The following is a 17,384-nucleotide window of genomic DNA, read 5'->3' on the forward strand; positions in this document are numbered from 1 at the left end:
GCCGACTCCCGAGACTCACTCCGCGCGAACCGGCGGGCAAACCGCTCATGCAGCCCGGCCAGCCCGTCCGACCAGCGACGAGCATCGATCTCGGATATGTCCCCACCCATGAACGGTCCAACGAGCGGACCCGACAACCGTCACGGTAAGCACCGTTGCAGTACTAGGCCGTGTCTGACAATTCCCGCCGGGCGCCCGACGCCGTGCATCCTCCCCCAGCCTCCGGCCGGGAGGGGCCCCCACCTGGACGCACCGGCGAATCGCCCAAGTACGACCCAGTACGAGGGCGCTCCGCCGGCACGCCCAGCCAGGCGCCCAGCGCCGCGCGCTGATCCGACGCGAATTGTCAGACACGGCCTAGCGGGTACGGGCGGCGGGCCGGACTGACGGACGGGCGGGCGGACCGGCGCTGCGGCAACCGGACGGGTGTCCGATTGCGTCGGGTTCGGTGTGATCGAAGCCGTTCTGAGTGCGTCCCCGCTGTTCTGGCCCGGCGTGCTGTGCTCCCTGCTGCTGGCCGCCCTGCTGAGCCGCCCGGTGGGCCGGCTGCTGCGCGCCCACCGGGCGGCGGGTTTCCTGCTGGTCCTCGCGCTCGGCGGGATCATCACCCTCACCGTGCTGCCGGACACCCGGCTGCCGCTGTGGGACAACGCCCGTTACGCCGTGCGTCAGTGCACCTTCGACCGGGTCGGCCCGCACCCGCTGTCCGAACTGCTCACGGCCACCCAGAGCAGCCTCAACGTGGCGCTGTTCGTCCCGCTCGGCCTGACCGCGGCGCTCGCCGGCACCTGGGGCCGCCGGTTCGCGGCCGGGGCCGTCGCCGTGACCGTCCCGGCGCTGGTGGAGTCCGTGCAGTACGCGTTCCCCGTCCTCGGGCGGGCCTGCGACGGCCAGGACCTGCTGGACAACTACCTCGGCCTGGCGATCGGCCTGCTCCTCGGCGCCCTCGCGGGCCCGGCGGCCCGCGCCGCGGTCCGGGCCGGCCGCCGCTGAACCCCCGCGGAATCCCCCGCCTCGGGACACCGGGCCCGCGCCGGGCCGCCGACCGGGCAGGATGGGCCCATGGATCTAGGACTTCAGCAGAAGGTGTTCGTGGTCACCGGCGCCACCCGCGGCCTCGGCCTGGCCTCCGCCCGCGAACTGCTCGCCGACGGCGCGCAGGTGGTCATCAGCGGCCGCACCGAGCAGTCGGTGGCCGCCGCCGTGGCCGAACTCGGCGACGGCACCCGGGTGCACGGCGTGGTCGCCGACAACGCCGACCCCGCCACCGCCGACCGGCTGGTCGACGCGGCCCGGGAGCGCTTCGGCCGGCTCGACGGCGTACTGATCAGCGTCGGCGGCCCGAGCGCCGGCCCGGTGACGGCCACCGGGGACGACGCCTGGCGGACCGCCTTCGAATCGGTCTTCCTCGGTGCCCTGCGGATCGCCCGCACCGCGGCCGCCGCGCTCGGCGAGGGCGGGGTGATCGGCTTCGTCCTGTCCGGCTCGGTCCGCGAACCGATCGGCGGCCTCGGCATCTCCAACGGGCTGCGCCCGGGCCTCGCGATGGCCGCCAAGTCGCTCGCCGACGAGCTGGGCCCGCGCGGCATCCGGGTGGTCGGCCTGCTGCCCGGCCGGATCGAGACCGACCGGCTCCGCGAACTCGACGCGCTCGGCGGCGACCCGGCCGCCGCCAAGGCCCGCGCGACCGCCACCATCCCGCTGGGCCGCTACGGCAGGCCGGAGGAGTTCGGCCGGGTCGCGGCCTTCCTGCTCTCCCCTGCCGCCTCCTTCCTGACCGGCGTGATGGTCCCGGTGGACGGCGGCGCCCTGCGCGGCCTCTGACCGGCGGTCAGCGGCTCCCCGTTCCCCGCCCGTCCTCCCCGACCAGGACCGGACCGCCGCAGCCCGGACCGCCGCAGCGGCTCAGCGCACCCGGGGCTGCTTGCGGCGGCGGGCCGGCCGGCGTTGCGGTGCCACCCGCAGCCGCAGCTCCGAGCGCAGGGTGGGCAGCCCGAGGCTGCGCCGGGTCCGGGCCAGCGGGCCGGTCCTGAACCCCTCCAGCAGTTCGGCCGGGGAGCCGTGGGGCGTCAGCCGGACCGCCGCCCGGACCACCGGCGCCCCGGGCGGGCCGCCCAGCTGCGCGCTGACCCGCTCCACCCCCGGCAGGGCGACCGTGGCGGCCTCGACCACCTCCTCCACCGCCCGCCCGCGCACCAGCAGCGCCGTCGCGGCGAGCGGCGCAGCCAGCTCCAGCGAGACGGACCGGGTCCGGCGCAGCTGGGCGGCCAGCCAGGCCAGCGCCCCGATCACCAGCAGCACCAGGACGGCGATCACCACCGGCCACCACCAGCCGTGCCCGGCCACCCGGGCGCGCGCGGCCACCCCGAGCAGCGGCCGGGTCCGTGCGGTGAGCGGCCAGCCGGCCGGCATCGACAGCCCGAGCCGCCGGTACAGGTCGAGCCCGCCGGCCAGCACCAGCAGCCCGCCGCCGACCAGCAGCACCCCCGCGACCGCCAGGATGGTCCGGTTCACCGCGCCCCGGCTCATGACGCGGCCCCCCGGGACGGCCCGGCCGGCTCTTCCAGGCCGCCGTGCCGGTGCGGGTGGGCCGGGCGGCCCGCCCGGACGCGGACGTCCAGCCGGTTGGGGGCGGCCAGCGGGACGGCAGCCAGTTCCGCCCGCAGGGTCCGCTGGACGGCGGCGGGGTCGACGGCGCCGGTCACCCGGACCACGGTCCGCCGGCGGGCAACCCGGACCTTGGTGCCCTGCACCCCGGGCAGTTCCGCCGCCCGGACCGCGATCAGCACGGCCACCCCCGACCTGTCGATCACCGCGCCCGGCTCCCGCAGCGGCAGCCAGCGCCGCGCCCCGGCGGAGAACGCACCCCACAGCAGCAACGCCCCCAGCACCACCGCCACCCCGGCCCCGGCCAGCACCCAGGGATCGTCGGGGCCGCGGACCGCCAGTTCGTGTGCCACCCGGGCCCGCCACGGCGCGGCCGTGAACCCGCTGCGGACCGCGATCACGTCGTACAGCAGCCCGCCGGCCAGCACCAGGACGGCCACCACGGTCAGGAAGGCGGGTACGGTGCGCGGCGAACGCGGGCCCCTGGCCTTCGGGTCCTGCTCCACCTCCGGCCCGGGCCCGGCCGCCGACCCGACCACCGTCTGCGGCACCCCCGGCCCCGCCGCCTCTGCCGCCCCCGCCGCCCCCACGCCCTCTGCTGTCCGGGCGTTCCCGGCCGGCTCAGCCGGCTCGGCCTGCTCAGTCGGCTCAGCCCGCTCGACCGCCTCCGCCGCCTCCGCCGCCTCCGCCGGTCCCGCCGGTCCCGCCGGTTCCGTCGGCCCTTCTGCCGCGCCGTCCCCGGCCGAGCCGGCGTTCACCGGGGAGCCTCCGCGGGGACCAGCCGCTCGACCACGACGGTGACCTCCTCGACCGGGGTGCCGGTGAGTTCGGCGACCCGCCCGGCCGCCGCCCGGCGGGCGGTCCCGGCGAGTGCGGCCAGATCGGCGGGGAACGGCAGGTCGAGGTGGAGGGTGAGCCTGGCGACACCGCGGACCAGCCGGACCGAGACGGTGGGCGGTCCGCCCCGCTCGGCCCGTCCGGCCCAGTGCTCGGCCAGCGAGTCACCGATCGCCCGCTCCGCGATCCGGCTGAACACCAGGTCGGCGATCCGCAGGTCACCTCGGCGGGGAGCGGGGGCCAGTGCGGGGCTGGGGGTCGCGACCCCGGCCGAGGGGGTGAGTGCGGACATCAGCGGCGCCGGTCCCGGCCGCCGCGCAGCAGGTCACCGAGGTCGCGCAGGTCCAGGTCGCCCTCCAGCACCCGGCCGGCCACGAAACCGGCCCCGCCCAGGACCGCGACCAGCAGGAACGCGGCGAAGCCGCCGAAGTACCCGGCGAAGCCCAGCCCCATCCCGGCCAGCAGGCCCACCAACGCCAGATTCATCCGCTCTCCTCGTCAACCGCTCCTACTGGACCCGGGGGCGCCGGCCGGCCTGGCCGGGCGCCTCCTCCTCCTCGACCTCGTCCGGCTCGTCCGGCAGGTGGACGTCGTTGACGGCGATGTTGACCTCCACCACCTCCAGGCCGGTCATCCGCTCCACGGCCGCGATGATGTTCTCCCGGACCTCGGCGGCCAGTCTGGGGATGACCACGCCGTACTCGACCACCAGGGCGATGTCGATCGCCGTCTGCCGTTCGCCGACCTCGGCCTTGATCCCCCGTCCGATGCTGGACTTCCCGCCCGGCACCCGGTCGCGCATCGCGCTGAAGGTGCGGGAGAAGCCCGAGCCGAGCGCGTGGATGCCGGAGACCTCGCGGGCCGCCATGCCCGCGATCTTCTCGACCACCCCGACCGCCAGCGCGGTACGGCCCCGGTCGGCGCTGGTCCGGCCGCCGCCCTGCTCGGCGGCGCTCTTCTGGAGGTCGGCGGGGGTCGGGGTCTGCGGCATGGGGATCTCCTGTGGTCGCGGTCCAGCTATATCGCAAATCACCACCAACTCTGACATTCCGGCACATCTCGCGCGCGTCGCGTGGGGCACCCGGACCGCCCGGGCCGGCCAGGGGTCCCGGACATGCCGAGGGCCCGGCCGTGGCACGGCCGGGCCCTCGACGAGCAGGGGTGCGGGCGGGTCAGTCCGCGATGCCCGCCAGGTCGCGGAGCCGGCGGGCCTGGGCCGCCCGCTCGGCGGCGCGCTGCTCCTCGTACGAGCGGCCGGCCGCTCCCTGGAGCAGCGCCTTGGTCTCGGTCACCGCGTTGCGCGGGGCGGCCAGCAGGGCCGCGGCCAGGTCCCGGGCCGCCGCGTCCAGCTCGGCCGCCGGGACGGCGAGGTTGGCCAGCCCGCTCGCCACGGCCTCCTCGGCGCCGACCCACCGGCCGGTCGCGCAGATCTCCAGCGCCCGCGCCGGTCCGACCAGGTCGGTGAGCGGCTTGGTGCCGGCCAGGTCCGGGACCAGCCCGAGCGAGGTCTCCTTCATGGCGAACTGCACGTCGTCGGCGACCACCCGCAGGTCGCAGCCGAGGGCGAGCTGGAAGCCGGCGCCGACCGCGTGGCCCTGGACCGCGGCGATGCTCACCAGGTCGGCCCGCCGCCACCAGGTGAACGCCTCCTGGTAGCCCGCGATGGCCTCGTCCAGCTCCTTGTCGCCGGCGGCCGCGAGCTGCAGGAAGGTCAGCTCGCCGGGGATCCCCTCGGGGCTGAACATCGCCCGGTCGAGCCCGGCCGAGAAGGAGACGCCCTCGGCCCTCAGCAGGACCACCCGGACCGTACCGGGCAGGCTGCGCCCGGCCTCGGCCAGCGCCCGCCACATCGCGGGGGTCTGGGCGTTGCGACGCTTTCCGTGACAGAGCGTCACCAGTGCCAGTTCGCCGTCGAGCTCCAGGCGGACTCCGTCCTGCTCCCACCGGGCGGAGTCGGGGTGGGCTGCGGGCACGGTCATGGGGATACCTCCAGCGAAGGGGCAGTGAACCTACTGGAGAGTAACAAAGCCGCGTCCGGGCGGACAGTACCGATTACCGGAGAGCGGCCGAAATGACGATCGGCGGCCCGGGAGACCCCGTCCGCCGATACGTCTGGAACTGTCGACTGCGCGTTCTGCCCGGTGGCGCACCCATGTCGCGCAGCCGCTCCGCGACGACCTGGGCCGCCGCCGCCGACACATATGATGGATCGTCAGGAACCTGCTGCGGCAGTAGCCTTGCTCTTGCCACGCGTGGCACCACCGCGGCCCCGGAGAATGACCCCGGACTCGCTCAGCATGCGGTGCACGAAGCCGTACGAGCGGCCCGTCTCCTCCGCCAGCGCGCGAATGCTCGCCCCGGAGTCGTACTTCTTTTTCAGATCGGCCGCGAGCTTCTCACGCGCGGCACCTGTCACCCGGCTGCCCTTTTTCAGAGTCTCGGCCACCCGTGCCTCCTCGTAGCTGTGCTCGGTCAGATTCCCATGATCACCCATAGCCAGGCTCCTGGCCACCCATTCGACAAGGTCGATACCGGGAAAGCGCAGTCTGCCGGTGGTGCTCGCTGCGCACAAGGGCGCTCACACAGGGTGCACGCGCCCCCCACGATGCGCGTGTTCGATGATGAATCTGCTGATCAGCACAGCAGGCCCCGCCGCAAACCGCGGCGGGGCCCAGCAAAACGGAATCACCGGATCGGGAATTCCCACCGCTCCCCGAAGCTGAGTTTTTCTCGCCCGGACGGTGGATTCCGCGTCTACACCGGCGTCTACACCCGGCCGGAGCCGGGGACGGCTCAGGCCAGCGACACCAGATCGTGGTACGCCGGGCTCCACAGGTCCTCCACACCGTCCGGCAGCAGGATGATCCGCTCCGGCTGGAGCGCGTCCACCGCGCCCTCGTCGTGGGTGACCAGCACCACCGCGCCGGTGAAGGTGCGCAGCGCGCCGAGGATCTCCTCGCGGCTGGCCGGGTCGAGGTTGTTGGTGGGCTCGTCGAGCAGCAGCACGTTGGCGCTGGACACCACCAGCGAGGCCAGCGCGAGCCGGGTCTTCTCACCGCCGGAGAGCACCCCGGCCGGCTTGTCGACGTCGTCGCCGGAGAACAGGAACGAACCGAGGATCTTGCGGATCTGCACCAGGTCGGTGTCGGGCGCGGCCGACCGCATGTTCTCCAGGACGCTGCGCTCGGGGTCGAGCGTCTCGTGCTCCTGGGCGTAGTAGCCGATCTTCAGACCGTGGCCGGCGATCACCTCGCCGGTGTCCGGCTGCTCGACCCCGGCCAGCATCCGCAGCAGGGTGGTCTTGCCGGCGCCGTTGAGGCCGAGGATGACCACCCGGGAGCCGCGGTCGATCGCCAGGCCCACGTCGGTGAAGATCTCCAGCGAGCCGTACGACTTCGACAGGCCCTCCGCGGTGAGCGGGGTCTTGCCGCACGGGGCCGGGTCCGGGAAGCGCAGCTTGGCGACCTTGTCGGAGACCCTGACCTGCTCCAGGCCGGACAGCAGCTTCTCGGCGCGGCGGGCCATGTTCTGCGCGGCGACGGTCTTGGTCGCCTTGGCCCGCATCTTGTCGGCCTGCGAGTTCAGGGTGGCGGCCTTCTTCTCCGCGTTCGCCCGCTCGCGCTTGCGGCGCTTCTCGTCGTCCTCGCGCTGCTGCTGGTACTGCTTCCAGCCCATGTTGTAGATGTCGATGGCGGACCGGTTGGCGTCCAGGTAGAAGACCTTGTTGACGACCGTCTCGACCAGGTCGACGTCGTGCGAGATGACGATGAAGCCGCCCTTGTAGGTCTTCAGGAAGTCCCGCAGCCAGGCGATCGAGTCGGCGTCGAGGTGGTTGGTCGGCTCGTCGAGCAGCAGGATGTCGGCGTCGGAGAAGAGGATCCGGGCCAGCTCGACCCGGCGGCGCTGGCCACCGGAGAGGGTGTGCAGCTCCTGGCCGAGGATGCGGTCCGGCAGGCCGAGCGCGGCGGCGATGGTGGCGGCCTCGGCCTCGGCGGCGTAACCGCCCTTGGTGAGGAACTCGGTCTCCAGCCGGGCGTACTTCTTCATCGCGTTGTCGCGGGTGGCGCCCTTGCCGTTGGCCATCCGCTCCTCGTTGTCGCGCATCTTCTTGAGCACGGTGTCGAGGCCGCGGGCGGACAGGATCCGGTCGCGGGCGAGCACGTCGAGGTCGCCGGTGCGGGGGTCCTGCGGGAGGTAGCCGACCTGGCCGGAGTTGGTGACCGAACCGCCGGCCGGCAGGCCCTCGCCGGCCAGCACCTTGGTCAGGGTGGTCTTTCCGGCGCCGTTGCGGCCGACCAGGCCGATCCGGTCGCCCGGGGCGATCCGGAAGGTGGCGGACTCGATCAGGATGCGGGCGCCGGCGCGCAGCTCCAGGGCGTTCGCGGAAATCATGGCTGGGGTTACTCCTGAGACGTGGGCATGGCGCGGCGGCCGGGCGGGGAGGGGGAGGCGGCGACACGGAACGGCGGGCCGCTACGGGCCCTGCCGGACGGCGCGCTAATGCCAGCGGAGAACAGCCATGCGGACCAGTCTACCGGGCCCGGCCGCGGACCCTTCGGGAGTTGCCGCCCCCGCCCGCCGGGGCCGGGACGGGAGCGTCACTTCGCGGGACAGGCGTCCTTCGCCGGGACCGCCGCGAACGGCGCCGCCGGGCCGCCGCAGACCGCCTCGGGCCCGCCCTTGCGGGTGTCGAACACGTGGCTGCCCACGATCGGGCCGTCCTCGACGGACACCCGGTGGCCGTCGAGACGGCGCAGCACCACGTCGGGGCCGGCGTTCAGCAGCGCGGTCTGGCCGCCGTCCAGCTCGAAGACGCTGACCGCGCCCGGGAGCGCCCGGCCGAGGCCGTCGCTGGTGCAGCCGCGCGGGATGAGCACCGCGTCGTCGGTGTGCACCGAGCGCAGCGGGTCGAAGGTGCAGCCCGCCGGCGGCCGGGAGTTGAACCGCAGGTCGCCGTCGCGGTCGCGGAAGCCCATGGTGAGCGAGGGGGTGACCACCGCCACCCAGGACTCCGCCACCGACACCGGCTGGAGCGCGGCGGCGGCCCGCTTGACGGCGGTCGCCCGGCGGTCGGCCTCGGAGCGGTCGGCGGCGCCGGGCTCGCCCTCGGCGCGCAGCCAGTCGGCCAGACCGGGGACCGAACGGTGCCAGCGCACCGAGTGGTCGCTGGGCCGGACCGAGGTGACCATGCCGTCGTCCCAGACCACCACGGCACTCTCGCCGGCCATCGCCAGGTGCAGGGCGGTCGCGCCCTCCCGGCGGTAGGACCACAGGTGCTCGCCGGTGGCCGGGTCGTACGCCTCCAGGCCGGGGCCGACCTTCAGCTCCATGCCGCCGGTGTCCAGGGACTGCGCACCCGCCGGGCTGGCGTCCGCGCCGCCCGGCTCCGCCACCCGGTCACCGAAGGGCACCGGCTTGTTCGCATGCGCAGCGGCGCCCGCGCCGAGGACCAGCAGGACGGCAACGGCGGGCAGGGCCGATCGGGGCGTGAGACTACGCAGCGGATTCCAGGACACGGGCGGAGCGTACCCTCCGCACGGATGTACGTCAGCTCGACGCGGCCGCTCCCCCGGCCGGGGCGAGGGGCGCCGCCGCCCGTGGCGCACACCGCTCACCTGCGGTTGTCAACAGGGGGTAAGCGCCGCCCGGGCCCGGGGTGCGGGCCGGCGGGCATCCCGGACTGTTACAGAGGTGAGACAGCGCCGCGCGCCCGGCCGGCCGTCGCTGCCGTTCGTCGTACGACCTGCCACGAATGGGTGACATGAGGCTTTTCGGACGGCTGGTGCCCGTACTGTCGGGTCAGCCGTCCCACCCTCCCCGCCTGGAGAATCCATGCGACTCGGCCGCCTGGCGCTGGCCGCCTCCGCGCTGCTGCTGGTGACCACCGCGAGCGTCCCGTCCGGGACCCCGCTGAGCCAGACCGAGCGGCATGCCGCGTTCTCCTCGGACGCCGTCGAACCGCGCGGCGCCGCACCCCGCCCGGTGGTGCAGCGGGCCCGGCACGAGGTCCCGTTCGGCGCGTTCGTCGGCTCCTGGGACACCTACATCCCGAACATCGCCAAGATGGCCCGCTGGCTGGGCGGCGCCAACATGCAGGTCGGCCACACCTACCTGGCGGGCAACGGCTGGAACGACATCGAGGGCGAGACGGTGGTGCTCGGGCTGTGGTCGCAGTGGCGGCAGGCCGACCCCTCGCGCCGGCTCGTGCTCGGCGTGCCGATGCTGGTCCCCAACGAGGGCAACGTCCCGGACGCCGAGGTGGCGCGGCTGCTGGCCCGCGGCAACCGCGGCGAGTTCGACGCGCACTTCCTGAAGCTGGCCCGCAAGCTGACCGCGCTCGGCGGCGGCGACACCGTGATCACCCTCGGCTGGGAGATGAACGGCACCACCTACACCAGCCGCTGCCGGCCCGACCCGACGGCCTGGAAGGCGTACTGGCGGCGGATCGTCGGGGTGATGCGCTCGGTACCGGGCCAGCACTTCAGCTTCGACTTCACCCCGACCCGCGGCCTGGACGCCATCCCCTGGACCCGCTGCTACCCCGGCGACGACGTCGTCGACATCATCGGCATGGACAGCTACGACCAGCCGGCCGGCGCCACCTTCGACGACTACGTGAACGAGCCGTACGGGCTGCAGGACCAGGTCGAGTTCGCCGCCAAGCGCGGCAAGCCGGTCTCGTACCCCGAGTGGGGGCTGTTCCGCAACGGCGACAACCCGGTCTTCGTGGAACGGATGGTGGACTGGATGCGCACCCACGACACCGCCTACCAGACCCTCACCGACTACTGCCCGCACGGCTTCTGGCAGTGCGACCGCAACCCCCGGTCGGCCGCCCGGTACAAGCAGCTGATGTCCGGCTCGGCCGGGGTGCCGGCCGGCACCGCCGCCAAGGCGCCGGCCTCCGCCCCGCCGGCGGCCGCCGCCCCGGCCGGCACCCCCGGGCAGCAGGCCTCAGCGCAGGCGACGGGCCACTAGCGCGGCCTTCAGCCGGGGCAGCCGGCTGCGCAGCACCCCCACCGCCGCCCGGCGCCCCCGGACCCGCAGCGCGCGCACCGCGGCCGCCGGGGCCAGCCGCCCGGGGCCCAGCACCAGCCGCTGGTTGGACAGCTGGTCCGGGCGCCACCGCTGCTTGTACGGCTCCTGGCCGCGCAGCAGGCTGAGCACCGGGATCCCGGCCTCCCGCACCTCGTCCAGCGCGACCCCGAACAGCAGCCCCGCGATGTCCAGGCGCTCGCGCAGCCCGGGGTGCGCGCCGTACATGTAGAGGCCGCCGAAGGCCGGGCAGAGCACCAGCAGGTTGACCGCGACCAGCTCGCCGTCCAGCCAGTAGCGGTGCATCGCGGCCCGGCCCGAGCCGACCAGCGCGGCGGTGGAGTCGGTCAGGTGGGCGGCGAAGCGCTCGGTGCGGTGCTCCGGGGTGACCCCGCGGTCCTGCCACTGCAGGAAGTGCAGCCGCAGCAGCTCCCGGACCGCCTCCGGCACCTCCTCGGGCGCGGTCGCCCGGACCACCACCCCGGCCTCGGCGATCTTGCGCTGCTTGACCCGGCTGCGCTGGGCGGTCTTGCCCGGCAGCCGCTTCAGCAGCTCCTCCATCGGCACGGCGGGCAGGTACTGGCAGAGCGAATCCTCGAACCGCCACCGGCGGCCGGGCCAGGCCCGGTGGACCCGGTGGACCGCCGCGTCCGGGTGCACCTCGCGCAGCTCCAGGCTGTGCCAGGGCCGGCGCAGCGGCAGCGCGGCGGCGAGTTCGGCGGCCGCCCGGTCGGCGCAGTCGTCGTCCAGCAGGACGTCGGTGAAGTCCACCAGGCCGCCGCCGAGGTTGGTCAGGCCGCCGAACGGGCCGCGGCGGCGCAGCGCCGCGGCGCCGACCAGCCGGCCATCCCGGCGGACCAGCACCACCACCAGGCCGCCGGGCCGTCCGTACTGCCGCCACCAGGAGGCCAGCCAGCCGGCGGCCTGGAAGGAGGTGGCCGAGCCGCAGCGGGCCGCCAGCGCGTCCCACTCCCCGGCCAGCCGCTCCAGCGCGTCGTCCTGGCGCCGGACCTCCGTGGTCCAGACGGGGACCGCGGCCTGCGCCGGCAGGCCGGCCGAGGTCAGCTCGGCGGTCACCGGGGGCTCCTCGCCGCCGACCGCTTCGGCGCGGCGGCGTCCTCGGTGGCGGCCGGTTCGGCGGCGGCCGGTTCGGCGGCGGTGCCGCGCGGGCGCGGCGGGCCGGGGCGCTCCTCGGCCGGGACGCCGGGCGCCGGGTCGGGTCCCGGGTCGGCGGCGGGCCGGCGGCGGGTCAGCATCACCAGCGCCCCCGCCAGCACACCCGCCGCCGCGCCGACCCCGGTGTCCAGCGCGGCCGACGGCGTGGTCGGCCTCTCCGGCTCCGCGGCGGGCGCCAGCGGCACCAGCCGCACCCCGGTCTCCTTGCTGCTGGCGTTGGCGAAGGTGATCAGCGAACCGGCCACCGCGTCGGCCGCCCGGACCGCGTCCTGCGGCCGGCCGCCGGAACCGCTGATGTCGATCACCGGCGCGTCCGGCGAGGTGGTGCCGCTGACCAGCCCCGCCAGTTCGGCGATGCTGTGACCGGTCCGCGCCGCGGCCCCCGCCAGCACCTGCGGCTGCCCGGCCAGCCGGCCGTACGCCTGCGCGAAGTTGACCGCCGAGGCGCCGTCCCCCGTCTCCGCCGGGACCACCACCACGTAGGAGTCGGCGGTGTAGGAGGGGTGCGAGACGGCCGCGTAGCCGGCCCCGGCGATGGCCCCCAGCGGGACCGCGACGGCCACCGGCCACCAGCGGCGGGCCAGCGCACGGGCGCTTCGGCGCAGATCGGACATCGGTAGCTCCTCGCTCGACGCAGCGCCGGTACGTCCGGCCCGCTGCGGACTGACAGATGGTGGTTCAGACCCCGGCGCCGGCCCGGCGCCGCCGTCCGGCGGTGTCGGCGGGCGGCGCCAACCGGTCGTAGAGCGCGCCGAGTTCGGCGGCGATCCGGGTGATGTCGTAGTGCCGGACCGCGGGCGGCTGGGGCAGTGCGGCGCTGCGCCGGCTCCACAGCTCGCGCAGCGCGGCGGCGTACGCGGCCGGCTCCGAGGGCAGCCGGACCGCCTCCGGCGCGGCCTGCGGGCCGAGCCCGTCCAGCGCCGGGCAGGCGCTGTGCCGCACCGGCAGTCCGGCGGCCAGCGCCTCCAGCACGGTCAGGCCGAAGGTCTCCTCGGCCGAGGGCGCGGCCAGCACGTCGATCGCGGCGAGCAGGTCGGGCACGTCCTCGCGCTCGCCGGTGAACAGCACGGTGGCGCCCACCCCGAGGCGTTCGGCGTGCTGTTCCAGCGCCGCCCGCTCGGGGCCGGCGCCGACCAGCAGCAGCCACGGCTCGCGCAGCGCCGGGTGGCGCTCGGCGACGGTGCGCAGCTCGGCCAGCGCGTCGATCAGCACGTGGAACCGCTTGCCCGGGACCAGCCGGCCGACCGCGCCGACCACCCAGGCCTGCTGCGGCAGGCCGAGCGCGGCGCGGAGGTTCTGCCGCAGGGCGTACCGGGAGGCGGTGGGCAGTTCGTAGCGGGCGGCGTCGATGCCGTTGGGCAGCAGGTGCACCCGGGCCGGCGGCACCCCCCAGTCACCGAGGGTGCCGGCCACCTGCCCGGAGACCGCGATGGTGACGGTGCCGAGGCGCTCGGCCGCCAGGTACAGCGCCTTGACCCCGCGCGAGGTCGGCCGGCCCTCGATCACCCCCGGCTGCAGCGAGTGCTCGGTGGCGACCACCGGCCGCACCCCGGCCAGCCGGGCCGCCAGCCGGCCGTACAGTCCGGCCCGGTACAGGTGGGTGTGGACCAGGTCGTAGCCGCCGGAGCGGATCAGCCGGGTCAGCCTGGGCAGCACCGCGAGGTCCCGGTTGCCGCGCATCGCCAGGTCGTGCACGGTGACGCCGTCGGCGCGCAGCGCGGCGGCGACCGTCCCCGGGTTGGTGAGGGTGGCGACCTCGCACCGGTGCTCGGACGGCAGGTGGCGCAGGACCAGCTGGAGCTGGCGCTCGGCGCCGCCGGAGGCGAGGCCGGTGATCACGTGCAGGATCTTCATGACCGCTCCTCGCGCGGGCGGACCAGGGTGGTGCGGCGCAGTCCGGTGACGGCGTCGCGCAGCCGGTGGCGGCCGTGCTTGGCCAGCAGCCGCAGCGCGCCGTCGCGGTCGCCGACGTAGCAGCGCGGCAGCGCGAAGCGGCCGGTCAGCTGGGAGTGCTGGATCGCGCAGGCGTAGTCGTAGCCGGCGTCGCGCACGGCCAGGGTGGCGGGCAGGTCGACCGCGCCGTACGGGTAGCAGAAGCCGGTGACCGGGCCGCCGACCAGGTCCTCCAGCGCCCGGCGGCTCTCCCGGCACTGGGTGGCCAGCAGGTCGGCGGGCAGCCCGGGCAGCGCCTGGTGGCCGAGTCCGTGCGAGCCGATCTCCCAGCCCGCGGAGGCGAGTTCGGTGACCTGGTCGACGGTCAGCAGCTTCTTGCGGGGGCCCTCGGAGTCCCAGCCGTTCTCGGTGCCGAGCAGGTCGGGCACCACGTAGGCGGTGGCGGTGAAGCCGTACTCGCGCAGCACGGGTACGGCGTACCGGGCGAAGTCGGCGTAGCCGTCGTCGAAGGTCAGCCCGACCAGGCCGGCCGCCCGGCCGGCCCGGCGCGCGGTCAGCAGCTCGCGCACGCTGACGCCGCGCCGGCCGGTGCGGTGCAGCCAGGCCATCTGGGCGGCGAACCGCTGCGGGCTGACGGTGAGCAGGTACGGGTCCTCCTCCTCCTCGGCCACCGAGTGGTACATCAGGATCCAGGGGGCCGGCCCCACCGCCGGCTGGGCCGGCAGGAGCGGATGCCGGGCTGTTTCAGCGTCCATGGGGCAGCTTCCCTTCAGCGGCCGTGGCAGGGGGGTACAGGGCTCGGGCCAGGGCGCGGACCGGTCCGCGCACCTCGGCGGCGCCGAGCGCGGTGCCCACCGCCGCGTACACCAGGACGACGGCGGCGCCGCCGGTCACGGTGGACAGCAGCGGGTCACCGCTGAGCGTGGCGGCCAGGGTGCCGGCCGCGGCCGCGGCCACCGCGGCGGCCAGCAGCCGCGCCTGGCCGGCCAGCACCCGGGGCAGCCGCAGCGCGATGCCGCGCAGCAGCAGCCCGCGCAGCAGCAGCGCGGCGGTGGTGGTGATGCCGGCGGCGTTGCCGGCCGCGAGGCCGAGCGCGCCGAACCGGGGGGTGGCGGCGAGTCCCACGGCGACGGTGACCAGCAGCCCGAGGGCCATCGCGGCGACCGGGTACCAGTCGAGCAGCCGGCGGCCGCCGTCGTCGGCCTTCGGGTCGTCCGCCCGGCGGACCACCGGCCGCAGCGAGAAGAACGGGCGGACCATCACCCCGATCATGGCCTGGGCCGGCAGGCCGAAGCTGTAGACCCGGATCACCGCCGCGGTGGCCGCGGTGTCGGGCGCCCCGAACGCGCCGCGCTGGAACAGCAGCGCCACCACCGAGGGGGCGCAGGCCAGCAGGAACGCGGTGCCCATCAGCACCACCGCGGCGGCCTGGCCGAGGTCCTTCTCCACCCGGTCGCGGGCGGCCGCGAGGTCCCCGGCCGCCAGTGCCCTGGCGACCAGCGGGAAGGTCACCGTGACGATCAGGATGCCCGCCGTCATGGCCAGTTGGGAGACCTTGGCGGCGTAGTTGAGGTGCGAGATGGTGCCGGGCGGCAGCCCCGAGCCGAGGAAGCGCTCGATGAACACCTGGGCCTGCCGGGTGAGCGTGAACGCCGCCACCGGCAACATCGCCAGCGGGATCAGCACCAGGCCGCCGTGGCCCGCCGTACCCCGCCGGCGGCGCCGCCGGCGGCCCCCGCGCAGCCGCCGCAGGAACGGGCCGACCAGGACGCCGGCCATCAGCAGGCTGCCGAAGGCGACCCCGACGGCGGCCGAACGCACCCCCAGGAACGCCTGCCCGGTCAGCAGCACCGCGAGGATGCCGAGGTTGTAGGCGACGTAGATGGCGGCCGGCGCGGTGAACCGGTGGTGCGCCCGCAGCGCCGACCCCAGGTAGCCGGCGACGCCGAACGGCAGCACGGTGAAGGCGGTGATCCGGGTGCAGCTGACCGCCAGACCCGGGTCGGCGAGGCCCGGCGCCAGGACGGCGACCAGCTGGGGGGCGCCCAGCGCGACCGCGAGGGAGAGCGCGCACAGCGCCAGCAGCAGCCAGGGCAGGGTGGCCCGGACCAGCTGCCGGACCGGGTCCGGGCCGGCCGGGCGTTCCTCGCGCAGGACCAGGGCCAGGCTGAACGCCGGGACCATCAGGAAGGACATCGCGTCCTCGATCAGCAGCGGCGCCGCCGTCTCGGGGACCGTCCACGCCACCAGGAACGCGTCGGTGCCCTGGTTGGCGCCGAAGTAGCGCGCCAGCAGCAGGTCGCGCAGCAGGCCGAGGGCCGAACCGGCCGCGCTCAGCAGTGCGGTGACGCCGAACGCCTTGGCCAGGAACCCGCGCCGGCCGGCGGCGGGGGCGGCCGGCGGCGGGTCCCCGGCCGGGGCGCCGCCGGGCTGGGCGGCGCCCGCCCGGGCCGGCGGGACCGCCGCGACGACCGCCGGGGCGGGCTGGTCGGTGGTCATTCGGCGTACGCTCCGCGGGAGTCCGGTCCGGGCAGGGCGGACCGGACCGCCAGGCCCAGCACCACCGAGGTCAGCACCGTGGTGGTGCCGCCGATGTCGGCGTAGAGGAAGTCGACGGTCACCCAGCCGAGCAGGGCGAGCGCGGCCAGGCCGGGACCGTCGGCGGCCCGGCGCAGGCAGCCGGCGAGCAGCGCGAGGAACAGCGCCGCGTACGCGACGATGCCGACCAGGCCCTGCTCGGACAGGACCAGGAAGTACATGTTGTGCGGGGAGAGCAGCGGTTCGCGCTGGAAGCCGATGGTGGCGTCGGCCGCGTCGCTGCCGGAGGACAGCCGCAGCGGGGCGTGGCTGTCGCGCAGCCGCTGGAACGCCTTCGGGCCGGCGCCCGTGACCGGGTGGTCCTGCCAGATCCGGCCGGCCGTCGTCCACAGGTCGTAGCGGTCGCTGACCGACTGGTCCGGCGCGGCGGACACCGAGCCGATGCTGCTGAGCCGCTCGGTGACGCCGGAGGCGCCGAGCCCGAGGCCGCCGACCAGCACCACGGCCGCGGCCGCGGTCAGCACCGCGCCGCGGACCGCCAGCCGGGCGTCGGCGCGCAGCAGCAGCACGGTGGCGGCGGCGCCGCAGGCGATCCAGCTGCCCCGGCTGAACGAGACGGCGAGCGGGAAGGCGAGGAAGGCGGCGACGCCGGTCATCGCCAGGCGCAGCGGGCGGCTGCCGGCCGGGCCGCGTTCGCCGAGCGCCAGGGCGAGGGCGGCCAGCAGGCCGAAGCTGACCACGGTGGACATGCCCATGATGTCCAGGGCGCCGAAGGTGCCGACCGCCCGGATCGGCTGTCCGGTGTAGGAGGCGCCGGTGCGGGTGAGGTACTGGTGGGCGCCGACCACGCCCTGGACCAGGGCGGCGGCGACGAAGGCGCCGAGCACGAGCCGCTGGTCGCGGCGGTCCCGCAGGGAGCACACCACGGCGGCGGGGACCAGCACGAAGATCTGCACCAGCCGGACGAAGCCCGTGACGCTGGCCGCCGGGTCGATCGAGGTGAGGGTGGCGGCGGCGGCCGCCAGCACGATCCCGCCGAACAGCAGGCAGGCCCGGCGGTCCACCCGCGGGGCGCGGCCGCGCACCAGGTCGACGGCGGTGAGCGCGACCAGGACCAGTGAGGCGACGTCGGCGGGGGTCACGTGCACGGCGGCCGTGACGTCCTTCTCGCCGGTCGGCACGCAGACCAGCAGGACGGTCGCGGCGGCCCACAGGCTCGGCCGGCGCGCCACTATGCTCAGCAGCCGACCTGTCGTCAGGCCGCCCGCCGGGGACGGGCGCAGGAGTGCGAGGGCCAT

Annotated in this window: 18 protein-coding genes; 3 read left to right on the forward strand and 15 right to left on the reverse strand. The window is 75.6% G+C overall.

Annotation, left to right across the window (positions count from 1 at the left end; genetic code table 11):
• The first annotated feature begins 450 nt into the window (after positions 1 to 450).
• Complete coding sequence (locus AC2TEW_RS33940; RefSeq protein WP_484627114.1) at positions 451 to 993, forward strand: VanZ family protein; 543 nt, start codon at positions 451 to 453, stop codon at positions 991 to 993.
• A 69-nt stretch (positions 994 to 1,062) separates the two neighbouring features.
• Positions 1,063 to 1,824, forward strand: coding sequence for an SDR family oxidoreductase (locus AC2TEW_RS33945; RefSeq protein WP_484627115.1), 762 nt, complete (start codon positions 1,063 to 1,065; stop codon positions 1,822 to 1,824).
• 81 nt (positions 1,825 to 1,905) lie between these two features.
• On the opposite strand, the gene AC2TEW_RS33950 is transcribed toward AC2TEW_RS33945, so the two are convergent.
• The 9 genes from AC2TEW_RS33950 to AC2TEW_RS33990 all read right to left on the reverse strand — a co-directional run bounded on the left by AC2TEW_RS33950 (position 1,906) and on the right by AC2TEW_RS33990 (position 8,960).
• Positions 1,906 to 2,514 (reverse strand): alkaline shock response membrane anchor protein AmaP, encoded by a 609-nt coding sequence (locus tag AC2TEW_RS33950; RefSeq protein ID WP_484627116.1) that lies wholly within the window; start codon positions 2,512 to 2,514, stop codon positions 1,906 to 1,908.
• 11 nt (positions 2,515 to 2,525) lie between these two features.
• The gene (locus AC2TEW_RS33955; protein WP_484627117.1) at positions 2,526 to 3,158 is read right to left on the reverse strand and encodes a DUF6286 domain-containing protein; all 633 of its coding nucleotides are present in this window, start codon (positions 3,156 to 3,158) and stop codon (positions 2,526 to 2,528) included.
• A gap of 203 nt (positions 3,159 to 3,361) precedes the next feature.
• Positions 3,362 to 3,736, reverse strand: a complete 375-nt coding sequence (locus tag AC2TEW_RS33960; protein ID WP_484627118.1) for a hypothetical protein — start codon at positions 3,734 to 3,736, stop codon at positions 3,362 to 3,364.
• The gene (locus tag AC2TEW_RS33965; RefSeq protein WP_033819319.1) at positions 3,736 to 3,930 is read right to left on the reverse strand and encodes a hypothetical protein; all 195 of its coding nucleotides are present in this window, start codon (positions 3,928 to 3,930) and stop codon (positions 3,736 to 3,738) included. Before AC2TEW_RS33965 ends, AC2TEW_RS33960 begins: the two co-directional genes overlap by 1 nt.
• Positions 3,931 to 3,952: 22 nt before the next feature.
• The gene (locus AC2TEW_RS33970) at positions 3,953 to 4,435 is read right to left on the reverse strand and encodes an Asp23/Gls24 family envelope stress response protein (RefSeq protein ID WP_484627119.1); all 483 of its coding nucleotides are present in this window, start codon (positions 4,433 to 4,435) and stop codon (positions 3,953 to 3,955) included.
• 181 nt (positions 4,436 to 4,616) lie between these two features.
• A complete protein-coding gene (locus tag AC2TEW_RS33975; protein WP_484627120.1) occupies positions 4,617 to 5,423 on the reverse strand; it encodes an enoyl-CoA hydratase/isomerase family protein in 807 nt (268 codons plus the stop codon).
• Between the two features lie 233 nt (positions 5,424 to 5,656).
• A complete protein-coding gene (locus AC2TEW_RS33980) occupies positions 5,657 to 5,890 on the reverse strand; it encodes a helix-turn-helix domain-containing protein (RefSeq protein WP_033819349.1) in 234 nt (77 codons plus the stop codon).
• 347 nt (positions 5,891 to 6,237) lie between these two features.
• The gene (locus AC2TEW_RS33985) at positions 6,238 to 7,836 is read right to left on the reverse strand and encodes an ABC-F family ATP-binding cassette domain-containing protein (protein ID WP_484627121.1); all 1,599 of its coding nucleotides are present in this window, start codon (positions 7,834 to 7,836) and stop codon (positions 6,238 to 6,240) included.
• A 206-nt stretch (positions 7,837 to 8,042) separates the two neighbouring features.
• Complete coding sequence (locus AC2TEW_RS33990; protein WP_484627122.1) at positions 8,043 to 8,960, reverse strand: PQQ-binding-like beta-propeller repeat protein; 918 nt, start codon at positions 8,958 to 8,960, stop codon at positions 8,043 to 8,045.
• A gap of 316 nt (positions 8,961 to 9,276) precedes the next feature.
• On the opposite strand from AC2TEW_RS33990, the gene AC2TEW_RS33995 reads away from it, so the two are divergent.
• Positions 9,277 to 10,422: a glycoside hydrolase family 26 protein gene (locus AC2TEW_RS33995; protein WP_484627123.1), complete on the forward strand. Its 1,146-nt coding sequence runs from the start codon at positions 9,277 to 9,279 to the stop codon at positions 10,420 to 10,422.
• Here the strand turns inward: AC2TEW_RS33995 and AC2TEW_RS34000 are convergent.
• From AC2TEW_RS34000 to AC2TEW_RS34025, 6 genes are all read right to left on the reverse strand, one after another.
• Complete coding sequence (locus AC2TEW_RS34000) at positions 10,399 to 11,556, reverse strand: GNAT family N-acetyltransferase (RefSeq protein ID WP_484627124.1); 1,158 nt, start codon at positions 11,554 to 11,556, stop codon at positions 10,399 to 10,401. The genes AC2TEW_RS33995 and AC2TEW_RS34000 overlap by 24 nt on opposite strands.
• Entirely contained in the window at positions 11,553 to 12,269 is a 717-nt protein-coding gene (locus tag AC2TEW_RS34005) for a Wzz/FepE/Etk N-terminal domain-containing protein (protein ID WP_484627125.1), read from the reverse strand. Before AC2TEW_RS34005 ends, AC2TEW_RS34000 begins: the two co-directional genes overlap by 4 nt.
• 64 nt (positions 12,270 to 12,333) lie before the next feature.
• The gene (locus AC2TEW_RS34010; RefSeq protein WP_484627126.1) at positions 12,334 to 13,509 is read right to left on the reverse strand and encodes a glycosyltransferase; all 1,176 of its coding nucleotides are present in this window, start codon (positions 13,507 to 13,509) and stop codon (positions 12,334 to 12,336) included.
• Entirely contained in the window at positions 13,506 to 14,303 is a 798-nt protein-coding gene (locus tag AC2TEW_RS34015; RefSeq protein ID WP_484627127.1) for a polysaccharide deacetylase family protein, read from the reverse strand. Before AC2TEW_RS34015 ends, AC2TEW_RS34010 begins: the two co-directional genes overlap by 4 nt.
• Positions 14,293 to 16,047 carry a lipid II flippase MurJ gene (locus AC2TEW_RS34020; RefSeq protein WP_484627128.1) on the reverse strand — a complete coding sequence of 585 codons (1,755 nt, stop codon included), beginning with the start codon at positions 16,045 to 16,047 and terminating at the stop codon, positions 14,293 to 14,295. Before AC2TEW_RS34020 ends, AC2TEW_RS34015 begins: the two co-directional genes overlap by 11 nt.
• Positions 16,044 to 17,384, reverse strand: a complete 1,341-nt coding sequence (locus AC2TEW_RS34025) for an O-antigen ligase family protein (protein WP_484627129.1) — start codon at positions 17,382 to 17,384, stop codon at positions 16,044 to 16,046. Before AC2TEW_RS34025 ends, AC2TEW_RS34020 begins: the two co-directional genes overlap by 4 nt.

This window comes from Kitasatospora sp. NEAU-CNBT7, assembly GCF_057220535.1.